This window comes from Paenibacillus sp. SAF-068, from assembly GCF_051967555.1.
In the GTDB taxonomy this organism is placed as follows: domain Bacteria; phylum Bacillota; class Bacilli; order Paenibacillales; family Paenibacillaceae; genus Paenibacillus.
Window position 1 is genome coordinate 1436808 of sequence record NZ_JBQCJX010000001.1, and the last position, 26181, is coordinate 1462988.

Here is a 26181-nt window from a genome sequence, read left to right on the forward strand (position 1 = left end):
TTGTTATGGACATACTGTCTTGCGCACCGATGGTTGAATCAGAAGGAGAGAACTTAATTTGTCACCATGGATCATTATTGTCATATTAGGGGCCTGCGCCATCGCCTACGCTTATATTATGCCTCGAAAAAACAAGGCGCAAGAACCTGTGCATCAACTGGTGCAGGAGATGGAATCTACGCTTGAACACTACATGACCGAGATCGAAAATGATAATGATGCTCTTATTCAACGTGTGGCTGAGATGAAGGGAGAAGCGACAGCAGCCGATCAGCGTATGCAATTGCAACTTCAGGAATTACAGCAGCGGTTGGACCAGCTGGAACAGAGCAAAAAAAACGAACCTGTCGCATCACCTGTGCCACACTCAGCGAATGTACCCGTACAAACTTCCGAAGGTTTGCAAGCACAAGCACTTGTGAAAAGTGTACAAGCAGAGGCAGCTCAGCAGGCGTTAGAAGCAGATCTACAGATCAGCAAAGTTGAATCTTTGCCACAACGTGAATCGATTAAGGATCGATATGCAGAACTCTTTAATCTATATGCTGAGGGGAAGTCGATGGATGCCATATCCAAGCAGACAGGCATACAGCGTGGTGAGGTACAGTTAATACTGCAACTGGCGGAACGGGAGGAAAGCTAAGTCATGGACAAGCGATCCTTATGGATTGGTCTCGGGAGCGGCATGATTGTAGGTGCAGTTTTGCTTCAACTGGCCACAGTCGGACAAAATGCATTATCGGATAGCAATCTGGACCCCGAGCAGCCTACGAATATGACCAAAGAACAGCTTGAAACAGCTGCGAAAAGCCTGGATATGAAATTGGTCGGTTCTGAAGAGGAATTATACACAGAAGCAGAGTGGGTGACGAAGAAAAAACAGGAGAGCAGTGAGTTGCAGGGGAATTCAGCAACACCTCCTGAGACAGTAACCTCTACGGAGACACCTGCAGAGCCTGAGAAGCCGCAAGAACCTGCTACAAGTGAAGTTGAGGGGCAGAAAGAGATAACTGAGCCAAAGACAACAGATCCTGTAACGCCGAACAATCCGAAAGGCGCAACAGTATCATTCAAAGTACGCTCGGGCAATAGTCTGTCAATTGTCGCTGCAAATCTAAAAAATGCAGGAATTGTAGATGATGCTCAAGCTTTCATAAAAGCTGGCAAAGCCGAGAAAATCAATACCAAAATCCAAGTGGGTACTTATGCGCTTGAAAAAGGCGAAAGTTTCAATTCCATTATCGCAAAAATTACGAAAGAACCGTCAAACTGAGCATGCTCGGACAGGGCGGTTCTTTTCGAATTAAACGGGGCATTCTCAAGGCTTGATCATAATTAACGTTAGAATTACATATCAAGTTAAAATGCTTCGATTCTAGCAAAAAGTAAAAAGTAGATTTTAGCTTTAAAGACTGTTGCATCAGATATCCAGATGTGCTATATTAGATAACGGTGTTAAAACACACGCATGTGCTAATTTTGTTGAGGGTGCTTTCCTTATGGAGAGTCTTGGCGAAAAATGATGCCGGCGGAGGACACAATAAAAACCATATTAGGAGGTGTGTGAAGATGGCAGTAATCTCCATGAAACAGCTTCTTGAAGCAGGGGTACACTTCGGTCACCAGACTCGTCGTTGGAACCCAAAAATGGATCGTTATATCTTCACTGAAAGAAACGGAATTTATATCATCGACTTGCAAAAGACGGTGAAAAAAGTCGAAGAGGCTTACAACTTCGTTAAAGGAATCGCAGGAGAGAATGGTACAATTCTTTTCGTGGGTACTAAGAAACAAGCTCAAGATTCCGTTAAAGAAGAAGCTGAACGCGCTGGTCAATTTTACATCAACCAACGTTGGTTGGGCGGTACCCTGACTAACTTCTCAACTATTCAAAAACGTATTGATCGTTTGAAACAGTTGGAAGCTTGGGAAGAAGACGGTACATTCGCTGTATTGCCTAAAAAAGAAGTAATTTTGCTTCGCAAAGAAAAAGATCGTCTGGAGAAATTCTTGGGCGGTATTAAAAATATGAAAGGCCTGCCAAGCGCCCTGTTCATTATCGATCCACGCAAAGAGCGTATCGCTGTTGCGGAAGCTCGCAAATTGGGTATCCCAATCGTTGGTATCGTTGATACTAACTGCGATCCGGATGAGATCGATTATGTTATCCCAGGTAATGACGACGCGATTCGCGCTGTTAAATTGCTGACAGGTAAAATGGCTGATGCTGTAATCGAAGCTAATCAAGGCGAAGAGACTTCCGCTTAATAGATTCGAACATATGTTATAAACTAAATGAAAAGGGTGGTTGGCAGGTGGATAACCTCTCACTGCCCTTTTTTTAGAGTGTACGTACAATACTTAATTTTGGAGGGAATTTATAATGGCAGTTAATGCGAGTGCAGTAAAAGAACTTCGCGAAAGAACGGGCGCTGGTATGCTCGATTGCAAAAAAGCACTGGAAGAAGCAAACGGTGATGTGACGAAAGCAGCTGAATTGTTGCGTGAGAAAGGTCTTTCTGCAGCAGCAAGCAAAGCAGGCCGTGCAGCAACTGAAGGTGTTGTTGAATCTTACATCCACGCTGGTGGTCGTATTGGTGTCTTGGTTGAAGTTAACTGTGAAACAGACTTCGTTGGTAAAACGGATCAATTTAAGGATTTCGTTAAAGATGTAGCTATGCAAATCGCTGCAGCTAATCCTAAATTCGTTACACGCGAAGAAGTTCCTACAGATGAGCTGGAGAAAGAAAAAGAAATCCTGAAAGCTCAAGCTCTTAACGAAGGCAAACCAGAGAAAATCATTGAGAAAATGGTTGAAGGCCGTATTGGTAAATACTACGAAGAGTACTGCCTGATGGAACAAACTTTCGTTAAAGATCCAGATAAAACCATCTCCCAATTGCTGAACGAAAAAATCAGCCAAATTGGTGAAAATATCTCCATCCGTCGTTTCGCTCGTTACGAACTGGGTGAAGGTCTTGAGAAAAAAGTAGACAACTTCGTTGAAGAAGTAATGTCCCAAGTGAACAAATAAGAAGGTTTCTTTAACCGGTAAGCAGAATTGATTTTCGAAGATATAAGAATGATGATAAAACTTCGAAGCGTAAACTCCCTTATATCTCAGGAAAACAGTGCCGTACCGGTTAAACGTTTTTCCTAAAAGAGCGGAACACAACTGTGTTCCTTTCTTTTTAAGCAGGAGGCCATGCGCGAGAAGTTTTGTTGGTTGAACACGAGTGTGTTCGATTCAAAGTGGAGGGTGAATAATTGGAACAGCCAGTATTTAAACGTGTTGTCTTAAAAGTCAGCGGAGAGTCTCTTTCCGGTCAAAACGGCTACGGTATTGATGCAGATACGATCTCGTCGATTGCCCAACAGGTAAAAGAGGTTGTTGCACTTGGTGTACAGGTTGCTATTGTATGTGGCGGCGGAAACATCTGGCGTGGAATTGCCGGTAGCGAAAATGGCATCGATCGTGCAACTGCCGATTATATGGGTATGCTGGCGACAGTAATGAACTCGCTGGCACTGCAGGATGCTTTGGAACAGATTGAAGTACCTACGCGTGTACAGACATCCATTGCAATGCAACAAATTGCAGAACCTTATATTCGTCGCAGAGCTATTCGCCATTTGGAGAAAGGCCGGGTCGTTATTTTTGCAGCAGGTACAGGTAACCCGTTCTTTTCCACGGATACAACAGCAGCACTGCGCGCAGCGGAGATTGAAGCAGAAGTTATCTTGATGGCCAAAAATAAAGTTGATGGTGTATACTCAGCAGATCCGTTTAAGGATAGTACAGCTGTGAAATTTGATCAGTTGACTTACATGGATATTCTTAACAAAGACCTTGGTGTAATGGATTCAACGGCATCCTCGCTTTGTAAGGACAATAACATCCCGTTGATCGTATTTGCCATTACGGAACAAGGTAACATCAAACGTGTTGTTCTGGGCGAACGTATCGGAACAATCGTTAAAGGGAGTGTAGATTAATGCCACAAGCGGTTAAACAACATGCCGAAGAGCGTATGGAAAAAGCAATTCAAGCATTGCGTCGTGACCTGGCTACTTTGCGTGCAGGCCGTGCAACTCCAGCTCTTCTGGACCGAATTCAGGTAGAGTATTATGGAGCGATGACGCCATTGAATCAACTCGCTAATATCAGTACTCCGGATTCCCGTACACTGATGATTCAGCCTTGGGACAAATCTTCCATGGGTGAAATCGAGCGTGCCATCATGAAATCGGATCTGGGTCTTACTCCAGCCAATGATGGCAACATGATCCGTTTGTCTATTCCGGCTTTGACGGAAGAACGTAGAGCGGAACTTGTAAAGCTGACGAAGAAGTTCGGTGAAGAAGGTAAGGTAGCGATTCGTAACATCCGCCGTGATGCGAATGATGATATTAAGAAAATGGAGAAGTCCGATATTTCCGAGGATGAATCCCGGAGACATCAGGACGATATCCAAAAATCGACCGACAAGTTTATTGCTGAAGTCGATAAGGTACTCGCTGCCAAAGAAAAAGAAATCATGGAAGTGTAAGACAAGTGCAGCCCCTCCAATACGGTGGGGTTTTGTCTCTTTTTCCAAGCTTCAGATGAAGAAACTTCAGGGATTTTGGAGGAACAGGAATGATCAAACGGGTTCGGTCGTGGTGGAATGGGGCTGACAAGCAGGAAACGCTGACTATATCCGAGGACAATATCCCGCAGCACGTCGCCATCATCATGGACGGTAATGGACGATGGGCCAAACGTTTGGGACTCCCGCGTATAGCTGGGCACCAAAATGGCATGAAGGCGGTCAAACGTGCGACCATCGCGGCGGATGAACTGGGCATCAAATATCTGACGATGTACGCTTTTTCGACAGAAAACTGGACGCGTCCAAAAGAAGAAGTGGATTTTCTGATGCGACTTCCGCAAGAATTTCTGGCTATAGAGCTGGATGAACTTATAGAAAAAAATGTGCGCATTCGCATGATGGGCCAAGAGGAACATTTACCTTCTCATACCATCAATGCCTTGCGGGAAGCCATTCGTCTTACGGAACATAATACAGGTCTCGTTTTGAACTTTGCAATGAACTACGGAAGTCGTCGTGAAATGACGGACTGTGTTAAACAGATCGCTCTGCAGGTGAAATCGGGGGAACTATCAGCAGAGGACATAACACCTGAACTCATTGATAGACATATGCTGACGGTTGACATGCCTGATCCGGATCTGCTGATCCGGACGAGCGGAGAGCTGAGATTAAGCAACTTTATGCTTTGGCAGCTTGCATATAGTGAATTATGGTTTACGGATATATACTGGCCCGAATTTGGCAAAAAGCATTTGCTTGAAGCAGTAGCCGAATATCAGCGCAGAACAAGGCGTTACGGCGGTTTGAAATAGATGGAGGATGAAGCCGTTGAAACAGCGATTAACGACAGGAATCATAGCAGGTGTGTTGTTTTTAGGTTTTTGCATGCTGGGCGGACCCTGGTACCACGGTTTGGTTTTGTTTATGGCTCTCATCGGTTATTATGAATTTGTTAAAATGACCGGGGTAATGCCTTTTTCAGGTGTAGCCCTGATTGGATATGCTGGTGTTTTTGCCATTGTGTTTCCTTGGGAAATGGTCTGGGAAGCAAGGCCGCTATCCTTATTTCAGGTCATCTGGATTGTAATGCTTGTATTGATGACAGCTTCGGTTGTCACCAAAAACAAGGTTCCCGTGAATACGGTGGCCATGCTTTTCCTGGGCGTATTGTATATAGGGATCGGTTTCTATTACATTGCAGAATCCAGACATCTGCATCACGGATTGTTCTGGACGTTCCTGTTGCTGGGCTCCATATGGGCCAGTGATGCAGGCGCCTATTTTGTAGGGAAGCTAATTGGTAGAAACAAACTATGGCCTTCCATTAGTCCAAACAAAACTGTGGAGGGTGCACTGGGTGGCATTGTGATTGCAATTGTTACTTCTGTTATTTTTGCATTCGTATCAGATGGTCTGCTTTCCTGGCAGAGAGCAATTGTAATTGGAATTGCCTGTGCAGTCGTAGGTCAGATGGGGGACTTGATCCAGTCTGCATACAAACGTGTATATAACATCAAGGATTCAGGCAGTCTTCTCCCAGGGCATGGAGGCATTCTTGATCGGTGCGACAGCTGGATTGTTGTATTTCCATTCGTACATATATTAATGCTACTGCCCTACTGAAGAAGAACATGGTCTGAGATAACAGTATTGTTCGTTGTAGGCATTGGATAATTAAAGATGAGGTGCAGCATGAAAAAAATTGCAATTCTCGGCTCGACCGGTTCTATTGGCACCCAGACACTGGATGTAGTTGACATGCATCCAGAACTCTTTCAGGTGGAGGGACTGGCTGCCGGAGGCAATACAGACCTGCTGATCGAACAAACCATACGTTACCGACCGAAGAAAGTATCGGTGGGGTCCAAGGAATTGGCGGAGAAGGTAGCTCCACATTTGCCAGCAGGAACGCAACTGTTTTATGGCACAGAAGGACTTGTAGAGGTTGCGGCAGGAACGGATGCGCATACGGTTGTTACAGCGGTGGTTGGAAGTGTTGGATTGGAGTCAACGCTTGCTGCCATAGACGCAGGCAAACAGATCGGTCTGGCAAACAAAGAGACATTGGTTACGGCGGGGCATATTGTTACAACAAGAGCCGCTGCCAAAGGAGTCTCTCTGCTGCCCATTGACAGTGAGCACTCTGCCATATACCAGTGCTTGAATGGTGAAAACAGACAGCGCCTGACAGGCATCACGCTCACCGCTTCAGGTGGATCATTCCGTGATCTTACTCGTGAACAGTTGAAGAGCGTGACAATAGAGGATGCACTTAAACATCCAAATTGGTCAATGGGGTCCAAAATTACGATAGACTCGGCAACGATGGTTAACAAAGGACTCGAGGTCATTGAAGCACATTGGTTATTTGGTCTTCGATATGATCAGATTAATGTATTGCTTCACCCAGAAAGTGTTATTCATTCCTATGTGGAATTTGATGATACCAGCATCATCGCTCAACTGGGGAATCCGGATATGCGAGTTCCCATTCAATATGCATTGACTTACCCGGACCGCTTGCCATCACCAGCACAGAGACTGTCTCTTGCTCAAGCTGGGAAATTACATTTCCGTGAGATGGATATGGAGCGCTTCCCATGTTTAAGAATGGCATATGACTGTGGTAAAATGGGAGGAACCGCAACAACGGCGTTTAATGCAGCCAACGAGGTTGCTGTAGCCCGATTCTTGCGTAAAGAGATTTCATTCCTTAAAATAGAAGATATTATTGCTTCTGTGCTGGAGGCACACCACAATGTGGACGAGCCTGATCTGCAGGAGATCGCCCGTTGTGATCAGGAGAGCCGTAAGCTTGCGTCCAGTCTGTAATCTCTTTTTTCATAACAAATTGGAAGAAGTGATTCTCTTGTGCGGCATCAGAGAATAATGATAATCTATAGGGACAGACTGCGGTATGTGCCGTGAAGGAGGATGGATAGGGATTGGAAACCATACAAGTGGTATTTCTAACGGTGCTCATGTTCTTTGTCATCGTGACGGTTCATGAATGGGGGCATTATTACTTTGCCAAACGCGCCGGTATTCTTGTACGGGAATTTGCGATCGGTTTTGGTCCCAAATTGTTCTCATATAAAAGAAACGAGACCCAGTTTACATTGCGTTTACTGCCTTTTGGTGGATATGCACGGATGGCAGGGGAAGATCCGGAACTGGTAGAGATCCAGGAAGGACAGACCATTGCGGTAAGATCTGCTGATGACCAGGTGAAGATGATCTATCTGGACCAGCTGGATAACCGTAAAAATGTAATACGTGGTGAAGTCATCTCCATTGATATGGAGAATGCCTTGAAACTGCAACTGGACGTAGATGGTGAAATTCAGGAGTACCGAATTCATCCCCAAGCGATGTTGGTAAGTCGGGGTAAACAAACGCAGATCGCACCGAAAGATCGTCAATTCGGCAGCAAAACGGTTGGACAGCGTGCATTGGCTATTTTTGCGGGACCGCTGATGAACTTTATCCTGGCCTTTGTGTTGTTTGCTGTATATGCACAAATGGCAGGAGTTCCGGTGGAGAATCCCAAAAATCTAGAAATTGGTGAAGTGCTTGAAGGTGGGGCAGCTGATCAGGCCAACCTGCAAAAGGGCGACATTATCGAGACGATCAATGGAACTGTTATTGGTACAGATTCACAAAAAATGGTGTCGATGATTGCTGATTCCAAAGACAAGCCAATGGAATGGACGCTGCGCCGGGGTTCGGATACGTTTAATATAACAATTACTCCACGTGCTGTAGAAGGACAAGAGGGCGGTAAAGTGGGAATCGTACCTACATTGCCAACCCGATCTGTTGGATTTGTGGAAACATTTAAAGTCTCAGGCGTGGCTATGGTGGATACAACCAAAGTGATATTTGAAGGTTTTAAACATCTGATCAATCAATTCAACATGGATGATATTGGTGGTCCAGTTCGTACGTTTGAAGTGACAGGTCAGATCGCTAAACAAGGGATCGAGCAGTTAACGAGATGGGCAGCGATTTTGAGTCTGTATCTTGGGATTTTCAACCTGCTACCAATACCTGCACTGGACGGCAGCCGTCTCGTATTTTTGGGAATTGAAGCGCTGCGTGGCAGACCTGTTGATCCCAATCGCGAAGGCATGGTGCATTTCATCGGATTTGCGATGTTGTTTGTGTTAATGCTGGCAGTAACTTACAATGATATATTACGTTTAATTAACGGATAATTACGGTTGGACTACGCTCGGGACATTTCACTCAGAGTGTAGTCGTTATGGGAGGACGCTGGAGTCTTATGTCAAAGGAAAATGATAAACAGTTCGTGACTGAAATCACACCACAGGGTGAGGATTTCTCGCGCTGGTATATTGATGTTATCAAAAAAGCTGATCTTATGGACTATGCACCCGTACGTGGTTGTATTGTGTTCAAGCCAGACGGATTCGAGATCTGGGAACATATCAAGGATGAGTTGGATCGTCGTTTCCGGGAAACAGGGCATCGCAATGCGTATTTCCCGATGTTCATTCCTGAGAGCTTCTTTCAAAAGGAAAAAGAGCATGTGGAAGGGTTTAACCCTGAATTGCCATGGGTTACGGAAGCTGGCGGAGAGAAGCTGGAAGAACGTCTGGCAATTCGTCCTACATCCGAAACGATTATTGGTCACATGTATTCCAAGTGGATTCAGTCGTATCGGGATCTTCCGGTACTGATCAACCAGTGGGCTAACGTAGTACGTTGGGAAAAAAGAACGTTGCCTTTCCTTCGCACAAGTGAATTCTTGTGGCAGGAAGGTCATACTGCGCATGAGACCGAAGAAGAAGCACGTGAAGAAACGATGAAAATGCTTGAGATTTATCGTGAAGTAGTCGAGGAGTACCTAGCTATTCCTGTGATTGTGGGTCAGAAAACCAAATCCGAGAAGTTTGCGGGCGCGGTGGATACGTACTCCATCGAAGCCATGATGAAAGATGGACGTGCTGTACAAGCAGGTACATCTCACTACATGGGTACGAACTTTGCAAAAGCATTTGAAATCCAGTATCTTAGCCGGAACAATGTGCTGGAGTTGGCTTACACTACTTCATGGGGAGTAAGCACACGTTTGATCGGTGCGTTAATTATGGTTCACGGAGATGACCGTGGTCTCGTACTTCCTCCTAAAGTCGCACCGACACAAGTGGTCATGATCCCAATTGGACCTCCGAAAACGCGTGATGCTGTGGTTGGACGTGCAGATGAGCTGTTCACTGAGTTGAAAAAAGCTGGAGTCCGTGTGAAAATGGATGATCGCAGCGATGTTCGCCCAGGCTGGAAGTTCAATGAATACGAGATGCGTGGTGTTCCGATTCGTCTGGAGATTGGTCCACGTGATATGGAAAATGGCGTTTGTGTACTCGTATCACGGATTACAGGTGAGAAAAAAGTTGTAGAACAAGCGAACTTGGTAGAAGAAATCCAGTCTATGCTGACACAGATTCAGGTAGACATGTTAGAGCGTGCTCGGACATTTATGTCGGATAACTTCTACTCCGTGGATACACTCGATGAGATGAAAGAACTGATGGAAAATAAACGCGGGTTTACTCTGGCTGGATGGTGCGGTTCAGAAGCTTGCGAAGATAAAGTAAGAGAAGTCACTGGTGCAACAAGCCGGAACATTCCGTTCCAGCCTGCGGAAGAAAAGCATACGTGCCTGGCTTGTGGTGAAAAGGCAGAACACACCGTTGTGTTTGCAAGAGCGTATTAAGTCAGGATAACCTGACGGAAATTACTTTTTCACCAGTTGAGTAATGAATGGGAGCTTCTGTCGGATAAAATGAGTCGGTGCGAGTTCGGATCGGTGACATTTTTGAATGCAGGGGCTTTTCATGCTTTAAGGGGGTACAAGGAGGAACACGATGAGCGGATTTGATGAGAAGAGAAAACGGTTTGAGTTGTTGATGAAACAGGCAGAGCTTCCGTCGGGTCTTTTAGAGCCCTATTTTTTGGATGGATGGATTGAACAAGTAGAGACCAATCGAAGTAATCGGGAATGGAATATTCTGATTGCGAAGGATACATTGGTACCTGCTCCAATCTATCGCACATTTAGTCTGCATATTCAAGAGAAGATGAATCATATCGCCAAAATTTCATTTGGCTTTAAATATACGGACAAGGTACAGAATAGTGATATTGTCAGTGAGTATTGGAATCTGTTTTTGGAGTGGGTTACCCGTGAGATTCCATCTGTAAATGGTTGGATCAATCGGACAACCTTTGAATGTGAACAGGATCTCCTGCAACTGACAATGAGTGATGCAACGTCAATGGAATTGGCTCGGAAGAAACAGATTGATCAGGCTATTACGAAATTCTATGAAAAATACTTTCATTTACCGCTTCGTATCAAGATGCAAGTAGGCGAAGTGGGAAGCAACAAAGAGGCCATGGAACAGTTCCAAGCCCAAAAGCGTGTTGAGGAACTTGAGGTCATCGAAAAGATGATGAGTGAAGTGGATACAGAAATTCCGGTGGATGAGGAGCAGGGCGATCTGCGTTTGCAGATGGGTTACGATATCAAGGAGCCAGCAGTGCCTATGCAGGAAATTCAGGATGAAGAGAAAAAGGTCACGCTTCAAGGTTCGGTATTTGGACTGGATCGTAAAGAACTGCGAAACGGCAATACCTTGTTTACCTTCTACCTGACCGACTTTACAGATTCCATGCAAATGAAGATGTTTGCCAAAACAAAAGAGGATGTTAAAATTCTCAGTCTGCTGGCTAACGGTAAGTGGGTAAAAGTGCGTGGTCGTGTAGAGTATGACCGGTTTATGCAAATTCCTGAACTCGCGATGATTCCATCGGATCTGATTGAAGTCAAAGCACCACCGTCTCGCAAAGATAATGCACCAGAGAAACGGGTGGAGTTTCATCTGCATTCTACAATGAGTACCATGGATGCTGTAACTTCAATTGACAAATACGTGAAAATGGCAGCGGAGTGGGGACATAAGGCAATTGCTGTAACTGACCATGGTGGGGTGCAGGTATACCCCGAGGCTTCCAAGGCTGCAAAGAAAAACGGCATTAAAATGATCTACGGTCTTGAGGCGAATGTCGTGAATGACTCCGTTGCAGTTGTAATGGCTCCGCAGCCTTTGGATCTGCAAACCGCGACATACATCGTATTTGATATCGAGACCACAGGACTTTCGGTAACGCAGAACAAAATTATTGAGATTGCCGCCGTGAAGATGCAAGAAGGTAAAGAAATCGACAGATTTGCGACGTTTGTAAATCCGCATGAACGTATTCCCTACAACATTCAGCAATTGACCAATATTAATGATGACATGGTAAAAGATGCACCTGAACTTGAGCCTGTTATCCGTGATTTTGTGCAGTTTGCCGGAGATGGTGTACTTGTTGCCCATAATGCACGTTTTGATATGGGCTTTATCCAGGCTTCCCTGAAGCAGATTGGGATGCCGGAGCTTCCTAACCCGGTCCTTGATACGTTGGAACTGGCGCGATTGTTATTTCCAAAAAATAAAAACCACCGTCTGAATACGATGGCGGATAAATATAAGGTTGGACTGGAAAGCCATCACCGTGCTATTGATGATACGGTTGCACTCGCGGGTATCCTGATTGGATTACTAAATGATGCTGCACAGATGAAAGGTTTGACGAGACTTGATCGTTTGAATGACTATGTAGGTGTCGACTTGTCGAATACAAGACCTTTCCATTGTGGAATCTATGCACTGAATGATATCGGCAAGAAAAATCTATATAAGCTGGTCTCTCTCTCTCATACGGAACATTTCAAGCGGGTACCGTGTATTCCCAAATCGAAACTGATTAATTTGCGTGAAGGTCTTGTTGTGATATCGGGTTGTGAAAAAGGTGAGTTTTTCGAAGCGGTACTTAACAAATCGCTCGAAGAAGCGGAAGAGATTGCCGAATTCTATGACATACTGGAGATCCAGCCCCTTACCATGTACATGCATTTGGTGGATAAAGGGTTGGTGGCTACACCCGAAGAAATCAAAACAGCTATTCGTAAAGTCATTGATATAGGTGCAAAACTTAACAAACCGGTCATAGCCACAGGTAATGTGCACTATTTGGAGCCGCGTGACAAGTTATATCGGGATATCACCATTCACGGAATTACAGGGTTTAGTCCGCTGAAAGATCAACGTAAACCGGATGCACATTTTAGAACGACAGAGGAAATGCTGGAAGAGTTCCAATTTCTCGGTCAAGACAAAGCATACGAGGTCGTTGTTACAAATACGGTGGAGTTGTCTGACCGATTTGAGGAAATTAAGTTATTCCCGGACAAACTGTTTACTCCGATTCTGGAAGGTGCGGACGAAGAAATTCGTAATACCTGCTATAACACTGCCAAGTCCATCTATGGTGAGGAATTACCAGAAGTAATCGTGGCACGACTGGAGAAAGAACTCATTCCAATTATTAAATATGGTTTTTCTGCCAACTATCTTATTTCGGAACGCTTGGTTAAAAAATCGAATCAGGATGGTTATCTCGTGGGTTCGCGGGGATCGGTAGGCTCCTCTGTCGTTGCTACATTCCTGGGTATCTCCGAGGTTAATCCACTACCAGCTCATTACATTTGTGTGAATTCGGAATGCAAACACAGCGAGTGGTTCCTGGACGGCAGTGTTCGGAGTGGATTTGACCTTCCAGAGAAAGAATGTCCGAATTGTGGTGGTACGCTTAAAGGAGAAGGCCAGGATATTCCGTTTGAGACCTTCCTTGGATTTAAAGGCGATAAAGTTCCCGATATTGACTTGAACTTCTCTGGGGATTATCAGCCTCATGCTCATAACTATACGAAAGTACTATTTAGTGAGAAGAGTGTTTTCCGTGCGGGGACCATTGGTACGGTGGCTGAGAAAACAGCATTTGGTTTTGCCAAGAAATATGAGGAAGAACATCACAAGAAATGGCGCGGGGCTGAATTGAATCGATTGGCGTCGGGATGTACAGGGGTAAAACGGAGCACGGGACAACACCCCGGCGGTATTGTCGTGGTACCTGATTACATCGAGGTTGAAGATGTTACACCTGTTCAATTTCCGGCTGATGACGTTAATGCGGAGTGGAAAACGACACACTTTGATTATCATGCTTTTGAAGAAAACTTGCTGAAACTTGATATTCTGGGACACGATGATCCGACGATGATGCGGATGCTGCAGGATCTGACAGGAGTCGATCCAACGACCATTCCAATGAATGATCCCAAAGTCATGAGCATGTTTAACTCCACCGAAGCTCTGGGTGTTACACCGGAACAGATCAGGTCGCCAGTCGCGACGTTTGGTGTACCGGAGATGGGAACGAAGTTTGTACGTCAGATGCTTGTTGAATCCCAGCCGACATCTTTTGCCGATTTACTGCAGATTTCCGGATTATCCCATGGTACAGGGGTATGGCTTGGAAATGCTCAGGACCTGATTAAGAACGGAACGTGTAACATTAAGACGGTAATCGGTTGTCGGGATGATATCATGTTATTCCTGATCTATAAAACCGGAATGGATGCAAGTCTGGCATTTAAAATCACGGAGAGCGTTCGTAAGGGACGGGGTCTGCCACAGGAATGGATTGACGAAATGAAGAATTGTAAAGTGCCTCAATGGTACATCGATTCCTGTCTCAAAATCCAGTACATGTTCCCGAAGGCTCACGCAGCCGCTTATGTTATTTCGGCAGTACGTACGGCATTCTTCAAGCTGTATCATCCCATTGAATATTACGCAACCTACTTTACCGTTCGAGCGGATGAGATTGATATCGAACTGATGTGTCAAGGATATGACGCCATCTATCGAAAAATAACGGAAATTGAGCAATTGGGTTTCCAGGCACCACCGAAAGAGAAAAACATGTTACCTGTCCTTGAAATGGGTCTGGAAATGGCAGCACGTGGATTCTCGCTGAAATCCATTGACTTATACCGTTCGGAAGCGACGAAGTTCATCGTTGACGGAAAATCATTAATCCCTCCATTCTCGGCGTTGGCAGGAATCGGGGATAATGCTGCTCGTAATATTGCTGCAGCCAGAGATCATGGTGAGTTTCTGTCGGTTGAGGACTTCCAGCAGAAGTCGAAAGCAAGTAAGACAATTGTTGAACTGCTGTCGAATATGGGATGTTTCCGTGGCTTGCCAGAGAGCAATCAGCTTTCTCTCTTCTAGGATTGAATTTGGATCTTAAAATGGTGATTAATGGGGGGAACGTAATTTTTCCTTCATTAGTAAGTTAACCGGCTGAATCATCGCTTACTTGTCACTATTACCAGACTATGTTATAATTTTTGAAGTGAACGAGATAGTACGAATTTCTAAAGAGTGGGGAAACCCACTCTTTAGTCTTTGGTATACAAGAATCTTGGGTATTGAATAATCTGCCAGTGCTTTTTTGCTGGTGTAACCTAAGTTGGAGGTTATTGGTTTTGAGCACAACGAACATTAAATCTACCGTGGAAGAAATGATCCAACCCTACTTGAACGAACAAGGCTTCGAGCTGGTTGACATCGAATACGTCAAAGAAGGCAGCAACTGGTTTTTACGGGTGTATGTCGACAAAGAGGGTGGCATCGACATCGACGATTGCGTCTTGATCAGCGAAAAGCTGAGCGCCAAGCTGGATGAGAACGATCCGATTCCAACCATCTATTTCCTTGAAGTGTCTTCTCCCGGTGCGGAGCGTCCACTGAAAAAACCTGAGGACGTTACCAAATCTGTAGGAAAAAATGTTTTTGTTACAACCTACGAGCCGGTGAACGGATTGAAGGAATTTGAAGGCAAGCTGCTTTCCTTTGATGACGGGCAACTCGTGATCGAAGCAGGCAAAAAACAGCATGCTATCTCTTATGATAAGGTTGCCAGTGCGCGCCTAGCTATTTTGTTTTAAGTGCCTTGTTCACTTTATTAATGAAAAAGACACATCTCACGATAACGGCAAGGTGCTCATGAGTTCAGAGCCTTTCGCCGTTTTACGTATGAGATGCCATGTTTGAAAGGGGGATCAACATTCATGAGTATGGATTTTATTGAAGCAATGAATGAATTGGAACGGGAAAAAGGGATCAGCAAGGATGTGCTGTTTGAAGCGATCGAGGCTGCACTAATTTCCAGCTACAAGCGGAATTTCAACACGGCCCAGAATGTGCGTGTTGACATGAACCGTAATACGGGAGTTATTCGGGTGTATGCCCGTAAATTGATCGTGGAAGAAGTCCTGGATTCACGTACCGAAATTTCATTGCCTGCTGCACGAGAAATCAACCCACACTTCCAGCTGGAAGATATTGCGGAGATTGAAGTTACGCCGCGTGATTTCGGACGTATCGCCGCACAGACTGCCAAACAGGTAGTGACCCAGCGGATTCGTGAAGCCGAACGCGGCCTGATCTACAACGCTTTCGTAGATAAGGAAGAAGATATCGTTACGGGAGTGGTGCAGCGTCAGGATTTGCGCAATATCTACATCGATCTGGGCAAAATCGAAGCGGCTTTACCGCTGACCGAATTGATGCCGAACGAGAAGTTTGTTCATGGTGACCGTATTAAAGCGTATATCACCAAGGTCGAGAATACGACTAAAGGGCCGCAAATCATTTTGTCCCGTACCCATCCGGGCCTCTTGAAACGTCTCTTTGAACTGGAAGTGCCTGAGATCTTTGACGGTGTAGTTGAAATTCGCTCCGTCGCTCGCGAAGCAGGGTTCCGCTCCAAGATTGCCGTACATTCCCGCAACGAGGAAGTTGATCCAGTTGGATCTTGTGTAGGTCCTAAGGGAATGCGCGTGCAGACCATTGTGGGTGAGCTGCGCGGTGAAAAAATCGACATCGTTCGTTACTCCGATCAGGTAGACGAATATGTTGCTAATGCACTGAGTCCTTCCAAAGTATTGGAAGTTCATGTATTTGAGGAAGAAAAGATGGCTCGGGTTATCGTTCCGGACTATCAACTGTCGCTCGCAATTGGTATCAAAGGCCAAAATGCCAGATTAGCAGCCAAGTTAACCGGCTGGAAAATCGACATTAAGAGCGAGAGCCAGGCGGAACAGGAATTCGGCAGAGAAAAAGATTCTTCTTCTGAGATGCATCAGGATTCCGTCTCCGTCGACTAAAGTAAAGTACGGGGGGCGCTGACGTATGAAACCAAAAAAAGTGCCGCTGCGCAAATGTGTGGCATGCCAGGAAATGATGCCCAAAAAGCAGCTGATCCGCATCGTTAAAACGCCAGAGGATGAAGTGCTGATCGATTTGACTGGCAAAAAATCCGGACGTGGAGCCTATTTATGCGGCAAAGAGTCCTGTTTTAAGCTCGCACTCAAAAACCGGGCTTTGGATCGGGCGTTAAAAGGCAAAGTTTCACCTGAAATTTACGAGCAATTAGCAGCAGATTTCATCGCAGTTGAGGATGAATTCAAAGCAGCACAGGAGCGTGAAAATGACTAATATTAAAACGCTGTCTTATCTGGGACTCTCTATGCGTGCGGGCAAACTTGTAACAGGTGAAGAAATTGTACTTAAAGCGATCCGTTCTTCCGAAGCTAAAATGGTTATTGTTGCGGGTGACGCCTCAGCCAATACACAAAAGAAATTTCGCGATAAATGTGGAACTTATAAGGTTCCACTGTTGATCGGATTTGACCGGGATAGTCTCGGTTCAAGTATCGGTAAAGACACGCGTGTAGTTCTTGCAGTAACGGATCGAGGGTTTGCAAAAATGATCTCCAAGCAAGTCGGTATAATGTCGGAGGTGGAGTATATTGAGTAAACAGGAAAACAAGGATAAATTGCGAGTTTATGAATATGCGAAGTCCCTTAATATGAGCAGTAAAGAAATTATAACCATTCTTAAAAAACTGGAAATTCCCGTAAACAATCATATGAGTGTCATGGAGAATGGTTCAGTGGGTAAGGTGGAACAATTTTTTAAAGATATAAAATCCACTGCGGCTTCCAAACAAGGCAACGAAGCAAAACCAGTTGCTACTTCGGCAGTACGCAGTGACAAACCAGTGGACAGCAACAAGCCGGCCGGCGGAGTGAACACGCCGAATAGCAGCAACACATCCGGTAGTCCCGTACAAACAAAAATACAACAGGAAAAGCAGGTAGGTATGAACAATAGACCAAATTCCAACAATAACAATGGCACCCAAAGACCCAGCGGCCAAGACAGCCGCAACAGAACGAACTCTTCCCAAGGCTCAAGCCAAGGAGGACAATCAAGTAACCGTCCAAGACCAGCTCAAGGTGGACAAAGCAGTACTGCATCCCGTCCGCAAGGATCGGGTCAACGTCCGAATAACAGCGGTGGCGGTCAAGTAAGAACTTCAGGACCTAACGGCGGTGGCAATACAGGTACTGGTGGCAATCGTAGCGGTGGTCAAGGTCAGAGTCAAGGACAAGGCCAACGCAGAAGTGGCCCAGGCGGTTCTACTGGCAACAACAATAATAGTGGCAATCGTTCGAACAGTGGTGGCGGCGGACGTCGTTATGATGACAATCGTGGCGGCAACTTCCGTGGTAACCGTGGTGGTAAGAACAACCGCAACAGAAATCAACAGCAGTACCAACAACGTGAGAAAATTGATAACACACCTAAGAAAATCATCGTTCGTGGTGATATGACCGTAGGTGAAACGGCGAAGTTGCTCCATAAGGATGCTTCCGAAGTTATCAAAAAACTTATCGCTATGGGCGTTATGGCAACAATCAACCAAGAGCTTGATATCGAAACGATCCTTCTGCTTTCAGGTGAATTCGGTGTCGAGGTTGAAGTGAAGATTGTGCTTGAAGATGATCGTTTCGAAACTCTGGAAGAGAATGATGATCCTGCAGATTTGCAGTCCCGTCCTCCAGTAGTAACCATTATGGGGCACGTTGACCATGGTAAAACAACATTGCTTGATGCCATCCGTTCTACGAATGTAACAGGCGGCGAAGCAGGCGGAATCACGCAACACATTGGTGCATACCAAGTCGAAATCAACAATAAAAAAATTACGTTCCTGGATACTCCGGGTCACGAAGCGTTTACAGCGATGCGTGCACGTGGAGCACAGGTTACGGATATTACAATTATTGTTGTAGCTGCGGATGACGGTGTTATGCCACAAACGGTTGAGGCGATTAACCATGCTAAAGCTGCTGGGCTTCCAATTATCGTTGCTGTCAATAAAATTGACAAACCGGGTGCTGATCCGGATAAAGTAAAACAAGAATTGACTAACTATGAACTCGTTCCGGAAGAGTGGGGCGGAGATACCATCTTTGTTAACGTATCGGCTAAACAAAGAATGGGTCTGGAAGGTCTGCTTGAGATGATTCTGCTCGTTGCAGAAGTGAACGAATACAAAGCGAACCCGGACAAACGTGCCCGTGGTACAGTGATTGAAGCCGAGCTGGATAAAGGACGTGGCCCAGTAGCCCGTATCCTCGTGCAGCACGGTACATTGAAAGTCGGAGATGCTTTCGTAGCAGGTAACTGCTTCGGCCGTGTCCGTGCGATGGTCAATGATAAAGGTCGCCGACTGAAAGAAGCTGGACCTTCAACACCTGTAGAAATCACAGGTTTGACTGAGGTTCCAGGTGCGGGAGATCCATTCATGGTGTTTGAAGACGAGCGCAAAGCGCGTTCCATCGCTGACAAACGTGCGATTACGCAACGTGAATCCGATCTGGGTACGCATACTCGTGTAACGTTGGATGATCTGTTCCAGCACATCAAAGATGGTGAAATTAAAGATCTGAATGTGATCATCAAAGGTGACGTACAAGGTTCGGTTGAAGCATTGAAAGGTTCCCTTGCGAAGATCGAAGTTGAAGGTGTACGCGTGAAGATCATTCATAGCGGCGCTGGTGCAATCACCGAGTCCGACATCATTTTGGCTGCAGCATCCAATGCCATCGTGATTGGTTTCAACGTTCGTCCTGATAACCAGGCGAAAGCAACTGCAGATCAGGAGCAAGTAGACATTCGTCTGCATCGCGTGATCTACAGTGTTATCGAAGAGATTGAACAAGCGATGAAAGGTATGCTTGATCCGATCTACAAAGAAAAAGTTATCGGTCACGCTGAAGTTCGTAGCACGTTCTCTATCAGTAAAGTGGGTACCATTGCTGGTTGTATGGTTACCTCGGGTAAAATTACACGTTCTGCGGAAGCTCGCCTGATTCGTGATGGCATCGTTCTTTACGAAGGTAAGCTGGATTCCCTGAAACGTTACAAAGATGATGCCAAAGAAGTAGCTCAAGGCTACGAGTGTGGTATCACACTGGATAAATACAATGATCTCAAAGAGGGCGACGTTATCGAAGCCTTCATTATGGAGACCGTACAACGATAAGCAAAGAAGCATGAGGTGAACAACAATGGCTAAGATTCGTACAGGTAGAGTGGGCGAGCAGATCAAGAAAGAATTGAGTCTGCTCATCCAGTCTGAACTGAAAGATCCACGTATCGGCTTTATTACGGTAACGGGAGTCGAAGTGACAGGAGACTTGTCGCAAGCCAAAGTTTATCTGAGTGTCTTCGGTGAACAGGAACAAAAAGATAACTCGCTCAAAGCACTGGCAAAAGCAAATGGATTTTTGCGCTCAGAGCTGGGCAAACGTATCCGATTCCGTCATGTTCCCGAGTTGATATTCAAGATTGACGAATCCATCGCTTATGGTAGCCGCATTGAGAAGCTGCTTGGCGATATTGGTTCCGACAAAAACGAATCCCAGTAACAGAATAGAGGAGACGGCAATGCACACTTATGAACAGGCGCTCCAGGCCGGAAAGCAATTTCTGCTGGAGCATGATGATTACCTGGTCGTGTCGCATGTACAGCCGGACGGTGACGCAGTCAGCTCGACGGTAACGGTGGGCTGGCTGCTGTCATGTCTGGGTAAGACATTCACGATGATTAATGAAGGCGAAATCCCCGGGCGCATGCAATTTTTGTGGGAAGCAGGCAACATTGTGAACATGACCGAACAACCACCGCAGCGAAAATATAAAGCTGTTATCTGTGTGGATTGTGCAGACTTTGCCAGAGTAGGTTTGACGCGTCATTATTTCGAAGAAGATGCTGTAATTCTGAATATCGATCATCACCCTACAAACAATGGTTATGGTACAGTCAACATCATTAAGTCAGATGCTGCTGCAACGGCTGAAATTTTGTTCGATTTTCTTAACCTGTTCCAAATAACATGGGATAAAGATGTTGCGACAGCAGTTTATACAGGACTGCTTACGGATACAGGTGGATTCCGCTATGCCAACACCAGTCCTAATGTAATGACAACGGCCTCCAGACTGCTTGAACATGGTGTGGATGGACCCTATCTCGCCCAGACTTTATTAGAGCAGGTAACTCTTCCCCAAGTTCGGATTTTGAATCAAGCCCTATCAAGCCTGCAGATGACAGATGATGGCAAGATAGCCTGGGTTGTTATTACACCAGATGATATGGTAGCTTGCGGAGCAGCTAACGAAGATCTGGAAGGTGTAGTGAACTATCCTCGCAATATTCAAGGCGTGGAAGTGGGCATCTTTTTCAAAGTCATCAACGAGAATGCTGTCAAGGTTTCTCTGCGTTCAGCTGGCAAGATTGATGTTGCTGCATTAGCACAGACCTTTGGCGGAGGCGGGCATGTGCTCGCAGCCGGATGTCGACTGGAAGGCAAACTGGATGATATTGTCGCAAAAGTATTGAAGCAGGTGAATTCACAATGGTAAAGCCATTTGAAGGTGTACTTCCGGTATATAAACCGGCGGGATTTACTTCTCATGATGTTGTAGCCAAAATGCGCCGCATTCTCAAGATGAAGCGCATCGGGCATACAGGCACACTGGACCCACAAGTTACAGGCGTTCTGCCGCTCTGTCTTGGGCGAGCGACACGTGTGGTAGAATACATGCAGGAGCTTCCGAAGGAATATCTGGCTACGCTTAGATTGGGACTGTCTACTGACACAGAGGATATGACAGGGGAAGTCATCGAGCGTGCTGAAACAACGGTGGAAGTAACACAGGATCAGGTTCAACAGGTGCTTGAGCAGTTTCTGGGCACGATCTCTCAGGTACCACCCATGTATTCTGCAGTAAAGGTAGACGGGAAACGACTTTATGAGCTTGCTCGTGAAGGGAAAACTGTAGAGCGTAAGAGCCGTGAGGTCACAATCTATGAGCTTGAGCTTACAGGGATTGAGAGTCATGGCGAGACGACCGATATTTCTTTCCGGGCCTTGTGTTCAAAAGGTACTTATATTCGGACATTGTGTGTAGACATCGGCCGACAACTCGGATATCCATCGACCATGGTTCAATTGGAACGTACAATATCGGCAGGTATCTCTGCAGATCATTGTCTTCGTATTGAAGAAGTGGAACAACGGATGGCTGATGGGACTTTGGCAGATGCACTGATTCCTGTTGACAAGGCTATTGACTTGATTCCGGCCCACAAGGTTGGGGAAGAACAAGCCAAAGGAGCACTTCAAGGTCAGAAACTGTCTGCACGTCTTCTGGAACCCCCTGTAGAACAACCTGGATTGCTACGGTTATATGCTCAGGATGGTACGTTTCTGGGGATATTTGAACGGGATGAAGTAAAACCAACGGTGAGGGCAGTTAAAGTCTTTTTGCCGGAATAAGAGGTTTCGGGCTTGGAGTTGTGGTGATGCTCAAGCTTGGCCTATCTAGTGAAATGCAGGTGAATGATTGTGAAAACCGTAATGCTAACCTATCCGCAGACGTTACATTCGACTGAACTGAGCACACTTCCCCAAGTGCTTGCGATTGGTCAATTCGACGGACTGCATCTCGGACATGCAAGTGTCATATTATCAGCTGTCCGCATTGCGCGGGAAACGGGCATGCAGGCAGCGGTCATGACCTTTCATCCACATCCGAAGGAAGTTATGCGCAAAGGCGATTACGAGGGTTATTTAACTCCCTTGAGAGATAAAGAAGACATCCTGGCAGGAATGGGCGTTGATGTACTCTATGTGGTGGAGTTCAATGAAGATTTCTCACGGTTGACGCCGCAACAATTTGTACACGATTTGTTGATTCCTCTTCAGACACGAACAGCGGTGGTGGGTTTTGACTTCCGTTTTGGTCACAAGGGCGCAGGGGATGAACAGCTTCTTCGTACGTTGGGAGAAGGAGAGATGACGGTGGAAACCGTTCCTCCTTTCTTGTTAAATGGTGAAAAAGTGAGCAGCTCTCTCATTCGTGGCCTGTTGAAGCGTGGGGAGATGGATGAGGCAAGTCAGTGGCTTGGCCGACCTTACAGCATCAGGGGAACCGTCATTCACGGGGAAAAGCGTGGACGAACGATTGGATTTCCTACAGCCAACCTTGAACTCACGGATCATTACGTTACCCCGTCGAAGGGTGTATACGCTGTTCGTGTACAGTATGGTGAACAGGAATTGCACGGTGTAATGAATCTCGGTGTGAAACCTACGTTTCATGAAAGCGGGATGAAACCTACGTTTGAAGTGCACCTGCTTGATTTTGATGGACACTTGTATGACCAGGAACTTAAGGTTGAGCTCGTTCACTATATTCGTGCAGAACGAAAGTTTGACTCCATTGATGCATTGATTAGCCAGATTCGTGAAGATGCATTAACTGCTGGTCGCCTGTTATCTTAAAGGCCCAGGATTAAATGCATGTTTACATTTACTTTAACTAGGCAATTATGATATACTGTACTACGTTGTCGATTGAGACAACATTAACCTTGGCTTGGTTGCTTGCTCTCACCGGCGGTGACGAGGCTAATGGCGATTATATTGAAGGAGGTGAACAGGATGGCATTGACTCAAGAACGTAAACAACAACTGATCGACGAGCACAAAACTCACGAGTCCGATACAGGATCTCCAGAGGTGCAAGTTGCTATCCTTACGGAAAACATCAGAAGTTTGACAGACCACTTGCGTACGCATAAGAAAGACCACCACTCACGTCGTGGACTTTTGAAAATGGTAGGTCAACGTCGTAAGCTTTTGGCTTACGTGAAAAACAAAGATGTTAAACGTTACAGCGCACTGATCGAAAAACTCGGATTGCGTCGTTAATTATCGTACATGTTTTCAAAACCAACCTGGCTGTTATCCGTCATTCTTTTGTCTAAAAGGACAAGCGGAACCTACAGCCGGGTTGTTTTGTAGATGAACATGTTGCCATATATTTGTAGATGGGGCTCCGTGAGGAGCTTTTGTTGTGCAGGTTAGCATGTTGAAAGATCTATACATAGCTAATGAATGCAGGACAAGCAGGAAATACTGTGAATATGCAGAATCCATTGAATTAGGAACGAATAAAAGGAGGGGTTTCATGGAACAGCGTGTTGAAATGCAGCTTGGTGGAAGAAAACTTACGCTTGAGACCGGGCGTTTGGCCAAGCAGGCTAATGCTGCCGTTAAGGTAACATACGGAGATACCGTTGTATTGTGTACCGTAACAGCATCAAGTGAGCCGAAAGATCTGGACTTTTTCCCATTAACGGTGAACTATGAAGAAAGATTGTACGCCGTAGGTAAAATCCCGGGTGGATTTATTAAACGTGAAGGCAGACCGAGTGAGAAAGCAATCCTTTCAAGCCGTCTGACAGACCGTCCGATTCGTCCATTGTTCCCGGAAGGCTTCCGGAATGATGTACAAGTTCTGAATATCGTTATGAGTGTGGATCAGGATTGCGAACCGCAAATCGCTGCAATGATTGGTACATCAGCAGCATTGAGCATTTCGGATGTTCCATTCAGCGGACCAATAGGTGGCGTAAAAGTTGGACGTATTGATGGGGAGTTCATCATTAACCCAACGATTGCACAGCTGGAAATCAGTGAACTTGAACTGGTGGTTGCAGGAACCAAGGATGCCATCATGATGGTTGAGGCTGAAGCAAACGAATTACCGGAAGAAGTGATGCTTGAAGCCATCATGTTCGGACATGACGAGATTAAAAACATTGTTGCGGTAATCGAACAACTGGTGCAAGTCGCTGGTAAGGAAAAAATGGCGGTTAAGCTGCATGCCGTGAATGCTGAGGTCAACAGCAGTGTGCGTGATTTCGCAAGTGCACGTCTGGTTGAAGCCGTTAAAATTGCCGAGAAGCATGCTCGTCAAGATGCGATTGATGTCGTGAATGACGAAACGGTTGCTCACTTTGAAGAGAAGTATATTGAAAGTCCTGAATTGCTTAAAGACGTGAAGGAAGTGCTGCACGATATCGTTAAAGAAGAAGTGCGCCGTCTGATTACGCATGATAAAGTTCGTCCGGATGGTCGTGGACTTGCTGAGATTCGTCCAATTGAATGTGATACTTCCCTGTTGCCACGTACGCACGGTTCAGGTTTGTTCACACGTGGTCAAACGCAAGCACTTAGCATCTGTACACTTGGTGCACTGGGCGATGTTCAGATTTTGGACGGAATTAGCCTTGAAGAAACGAAACGTTTCATGCATCACTATAATTTCCCACCATTCAGCGTAGGTGAAGCTCGTCCATTACGTGCTCCAGGCCGTCGCGAAATCGGACATGGTGCTCTGGGTGAGCGTGCGCTTTCCAAAGTAATCCCTTCCGAAACAGACTTCCCATACACGATTCGTCTGGTATCTGAAGTTCTGGAATCCAACGGTTCAACTTCCCAGGCTAGTATCTGTGCCAGCACATTGGCGATGATGGATGCGGGTGTACCAATCAAAGCTCCAGTTGCGGGTGTAGCTATGGGTCTAATCAAAGACGGAGATCATGTATCCATTCTGAGTGATATTCAAGGTATGGAAGATCACCTCGGTGACATGGACTTCAAAGTAGCCGGAACACCTGAAGGTGTAACTGCGATTCAAATGGACATTAAAATTGATGGTATTGATCGTCAAATCTTGTCTGAAGCATTGGCTCAAGCCAAAGAAGGTCGTTTGCACATCTTGAGCAAAATGACTGAAGTGATGAATACGCCACGTGAGCAGTTATCACAATATGCGCCTAAAATTACAACGATGCATATTAATCCGGACAAAATCCGTGATGTGATCGGTGCAGGTGGTAAAATTATCAATAAAATCATCGAAGAAACCGGTGTTAAAATTGATATTGAACAGGATGGACGTGTCTTTATCGCTTCTTCCAACCAAGAGATGAATGATAAAGCAAAAGCGATCATCGAAGGAATTGTGCGCGAAGTATTAGTCGGCGAGATTTATGTCGGTAAAGTAAAACGCGTTGAGAAATTCGGTGCATTCGTTGAAGTACTTCCGAACAAAGAAGGTCTGGTACACATCTCACAACTCTCAACAGAACGTGTTGCCAAAGTGGAAGATGTTGTAGCCATCGGTGATTCCATTACGGTTAAAGTAACAGAGATTGACCCACAAGGTCGAATCAACTTGTCCCGTAAAGCGGTTTTGACTGCTGAAGCTCCGGCTCAATCCTAGGATACCGAAGCGACAGGTTTATAAATGGATAGATTGAATGAAGAGACAGAATGTGAATTTCTGGCTCTTTTTTTAACGTTTAAATACGAAAACAAGAAGGAAACCA

General features: G+C 45.6%; 23 protein-coding genes. All 23 read left to right on the forward strand.

The window, feature by feature from the left end:
* Positions 1 to 58: 58 nt before the first annotated feature.
* The 23 genes from ACTHPG_RS06405 (at position 59) to pnp (ending at position 26075) form a co-directional block, all read left to right on the forward strand.
* Positions 59 to 643: a hypothetical protein gene (locus tag ACTHPG_RS06405; RefSeq protein WP_440388282.1), complete on the forward strand. Its 585-nt coding sequence runs from the start codon at positions 59 to 61 to the stop codon at positions 641 to 643.
* Positions 644 to 646: 3 nt separating this feature from the next.
* Positions 647 to 1273 (forward strand): hypothetical protein, encoded by a 627-nt coding sequence (locus tag ACTHPG_RS06410; RefSeq protein WP_440388283.1) that lies wholly within the window; start codon positions 647 to 649, stop codon positions 1271 to 1273.
* A 296-nt stretch (positions 1274 to 1569) separates the two neighbouring features.
* A complete protein-coding gene (rpsB, locus tag ACTHPG_RS06415) occupies positions 1570 to 2268 on the forward strand; it encodes a 30S ribosomal protein S2 (RefSeq protein ID WP_024630243.1) in 699 nt (232 codons plus the stop codon).
* 115 nt (positions 2269 to 2383) lie between these two features.
* Positions 2384 to 3034: a translation elongation factor Ts gene (tsf, locus tag ACTHPG_RS06420; RefSeq protein ID WP_440388284.1), complete on the forward strand. Its 651-nt coding sequence runs from the start codon at positions 2384 to 2386 to the stop codon at positions 3032 to 3034.
* Between the two features lie 233 nt (positions 3035 to 3267).
* A complete protein-coding gene (gene pyrH / locus ACTHPG_RS06425) occupies positions 3268 to 3996 on the forward strand; it encodes a UMP kinase (RefSeq protein ID WP_017689153.1) in 729 nt (242 codons plus the stop codon).
* Positions 3996 to 4550, forward strand: coding sequence for a ribosome recycling factor (gene frr / locus ACTHPG_RS06430; protein WP_440388285.1), 555 nt, complete (start codon positions 3996 to 3998; stop codon positions 4548 to 4550). The genes pyrH and frr overlap by 1 nt, the downstream gene beginning before the upstream one ends.
* Before the next feature lie 89 nt (positions 4551 to 4639).
* Positions 4640 to 5407 (forward strand): isoprenyl transferase, encoded by a 768-nt coding sequence (locus tag ACTHPG_RS06435; protein WP_017689151.1) that lies wholly within the window; start codon positions 4640 to 4642, stop codon positions 5405 to 5407.
* Positions 5408 to 5423: 16 nt separating this feature from the next.
* Positions 5424 to 6218 carry a phosphatidate cytidylyltransferase gene (locus tag ACTHPG_RS06440; RefSeq protein ID WP_440388287.1) on the forward strand — a complete coding sequence of 265 codons (795 nt, stop codon included), beginning with the start codon at positions 5424 to 5426 and terminating at the stop codon, positions 6216 to 6218.
* Between the two features lie 69 nt (positions 6219 to 6287).
* Positions 6288 to 7427 (forward strand): 1-deoxy-D-xylulose-5-phosphate reductoisomerase, encoded by a 1140-nt coding sequence (locus ACTHPG_RS06445; RefSeq protein ID WP_440388288.1) that lies wholly within the window; start codon positions 6288 to 6290, stop codon positions 7425 to 7427.
* A 113-nt stretch (positions 7428 to 7540) separates the two neighbouring features.
* Positions 7541 to 8812 carry an RIP metalloprotease RseP gene (rseP, locus tag ACTHPG_RS06450; protein ID WP_091031857.1) on the forward strand — a complete coding sequence of 424 codons (1272 nt, stop codon included), beginning with the start codon at positions 7541 to 7543 and terminating at the stop codon, positions 8810 to 8812.
* A 68-nt stretch (positions 8813 to 8880) separates the two neighbouring features.
* Positions 8881 to 10335, forward strand: coding sequence for a proline--tRNA ligase (gene proS, locus ACTHPG_RS06455; protein WP_440388289.1), 1455 nt, complete (start codon positions 8881 to 8883; stop codon positions 10333 to 10335).
* Between the two features lie 151 nt (positions 10336 to 10486).
* Positions 10487 to 14806, forward strand: a complete 4320-nt coding sequence (locus tag ACTHPG_RS06460) for a PolC-type DNA polymerase III (RefSeq protein ID WP_440388291.1) — start codon at positions 10487 to 10489, stop codon at positions 14804 to 14806.
* A gap of 257 nt (positions 14807 to 15063) precedes the next feature.
* Positions 15064 to 15525 (forward strand): ribosome maturation factor RimP, encoded by a 462-nt coding sequence (gene rimP / locus ACTHPG_RS06465; RefSeq protein ID WP_440388292.1) that lies wholly within the window; start codon positions 15064 to 15066, stop codon positions 15523 to 15525.
* A 123-nt stretch (positions 15526 to 15648) separates the two neighbouring features.
* Complete coding sequence (gene nusA / locus ACTHPG_RS06470) at positions 15649 to 16746, forward strand: transcription termination factor NusA (protein ID WP_440388294.1); 1098 nt, start codon at positions 15649 to 15651, stop codon at positions 16744 to 16746.
* A gap of 25 nt (positions 16747 to 16771) precedes the next feature.
* Positions 16772 to 17077, forward strand: coding sequence for an RNase P modulator RnpM (gene rnpM / locus ACTHPG_RS06475; RefSeq protein WP_249911082.1), 306 nt, complete (start codon positions 16772 to 16774; stop codon positions 17075 to 17077).
* Complete coding sequence (locus ACTHPG_RS06480) at positions 17070 to 17399, forward strand: L7Ae/L30e/S12e/Gadd45 family ribosomal protein (RefSeq protein WP_017689142.1); 330 nt, start codon at positions 17070 to 17072, stop codon at positions 17397 to 17399. The genes rnpM and ACTHPG_RS06480 overlap by 8 nt, the downstream gene beginning before the upstream one ends.
* Complete coding sequence (gene infB, locus ACTHPG_RS06485) at positions 17392 to 19977, forward strand: translation initiation factor IF-2 (RefSeq protein ID WP_440388296.1); 2586 nt, start codon at positions 17392 to 17394, stop codon at positions 19975 to 19977. Before ACTHPG_RS06480 ends, infB begins: the two co-directional genes overlap by 8 nt.
* A 25-nt stretch (positions 19978 to 20002) precedes the next feature.
* Complete coding sequence (rbfA, locus tag ACTHPG_RS06490) at positions 20003 to 20362, forward strand: 30S ribosome-binding factor RbfA (protein WP_062833829.1); 360 nt, start codon at positions 20003 to 20005, stop codon at positions 20360 to 20362.
* A gap of 19 nt (positions 20363 to 20381) precedes the next feature.
* Positions 20382 to 21359: a DHH family phosphoesterase gene (locus tag ACTHPG_RS06495; protein ID WP_440388298.1), complete on the forward strand. Its 978-nt coding sequence runs from the start codon at positions 20382 to 20384 to the stop codon at positions 21357 to 21359.
* Complete coding sequence (gene truB / locus ACTHPG_RS06500) at positions 21353 to 22276, forward strand: tRNA pseudouridine(55) synthase TruB (protein ID WP_440388299.1); 924 nt, start codon at positions 21353 to 21355, stop codon at positions 22274 to 22276. The genes ACTHPG_RS06495 and truB overlap by 7 nt, the downstream gene beginning before the upstream one ends.
* Positions 22277 to 22345: 69 nt before the next feature.
* Positions 22346 to 23284, forward strand: coding sequence for a bifunctional riboflavin kinase/FAD synthetase (locus ACTHPG_RS06505; RefSeq protein ID WP_062835982.1), 939 nt, complete (start codon positions 22346 to 22348; stop codon positions 23282 to 23284).
* Between the two features lie 159 nt (positions 23285 to 23443).
* Positions 23444 to 23713, forward strand: a complete 270-nt coding sequence (rpsO, locus tag ACTHPG_RS06510; protein ID WP_056700672.1) for a 30S ribosomal protein S15 — start codon at positions 23444 to 23446, stop codon at positions 23711 to 23713.
* 259 nt (positions 23714 to 23972) lie between these two features.
* The gene (gene pnp / locus ACTHPG_RS06515) at positions 23973 to 26075 is read left to right on the forward strand and encodes a polyribonucleotide nucleotidyltransferase (protein WP_339302967.1); all 2103 of its coding nucleotides are present in this window, start codon (positions 23973 to 23975) and stop codon (positions 26073 to 26075) included.
* Positions 26076 to 26181: the final 106 nt, after the last annotated feature.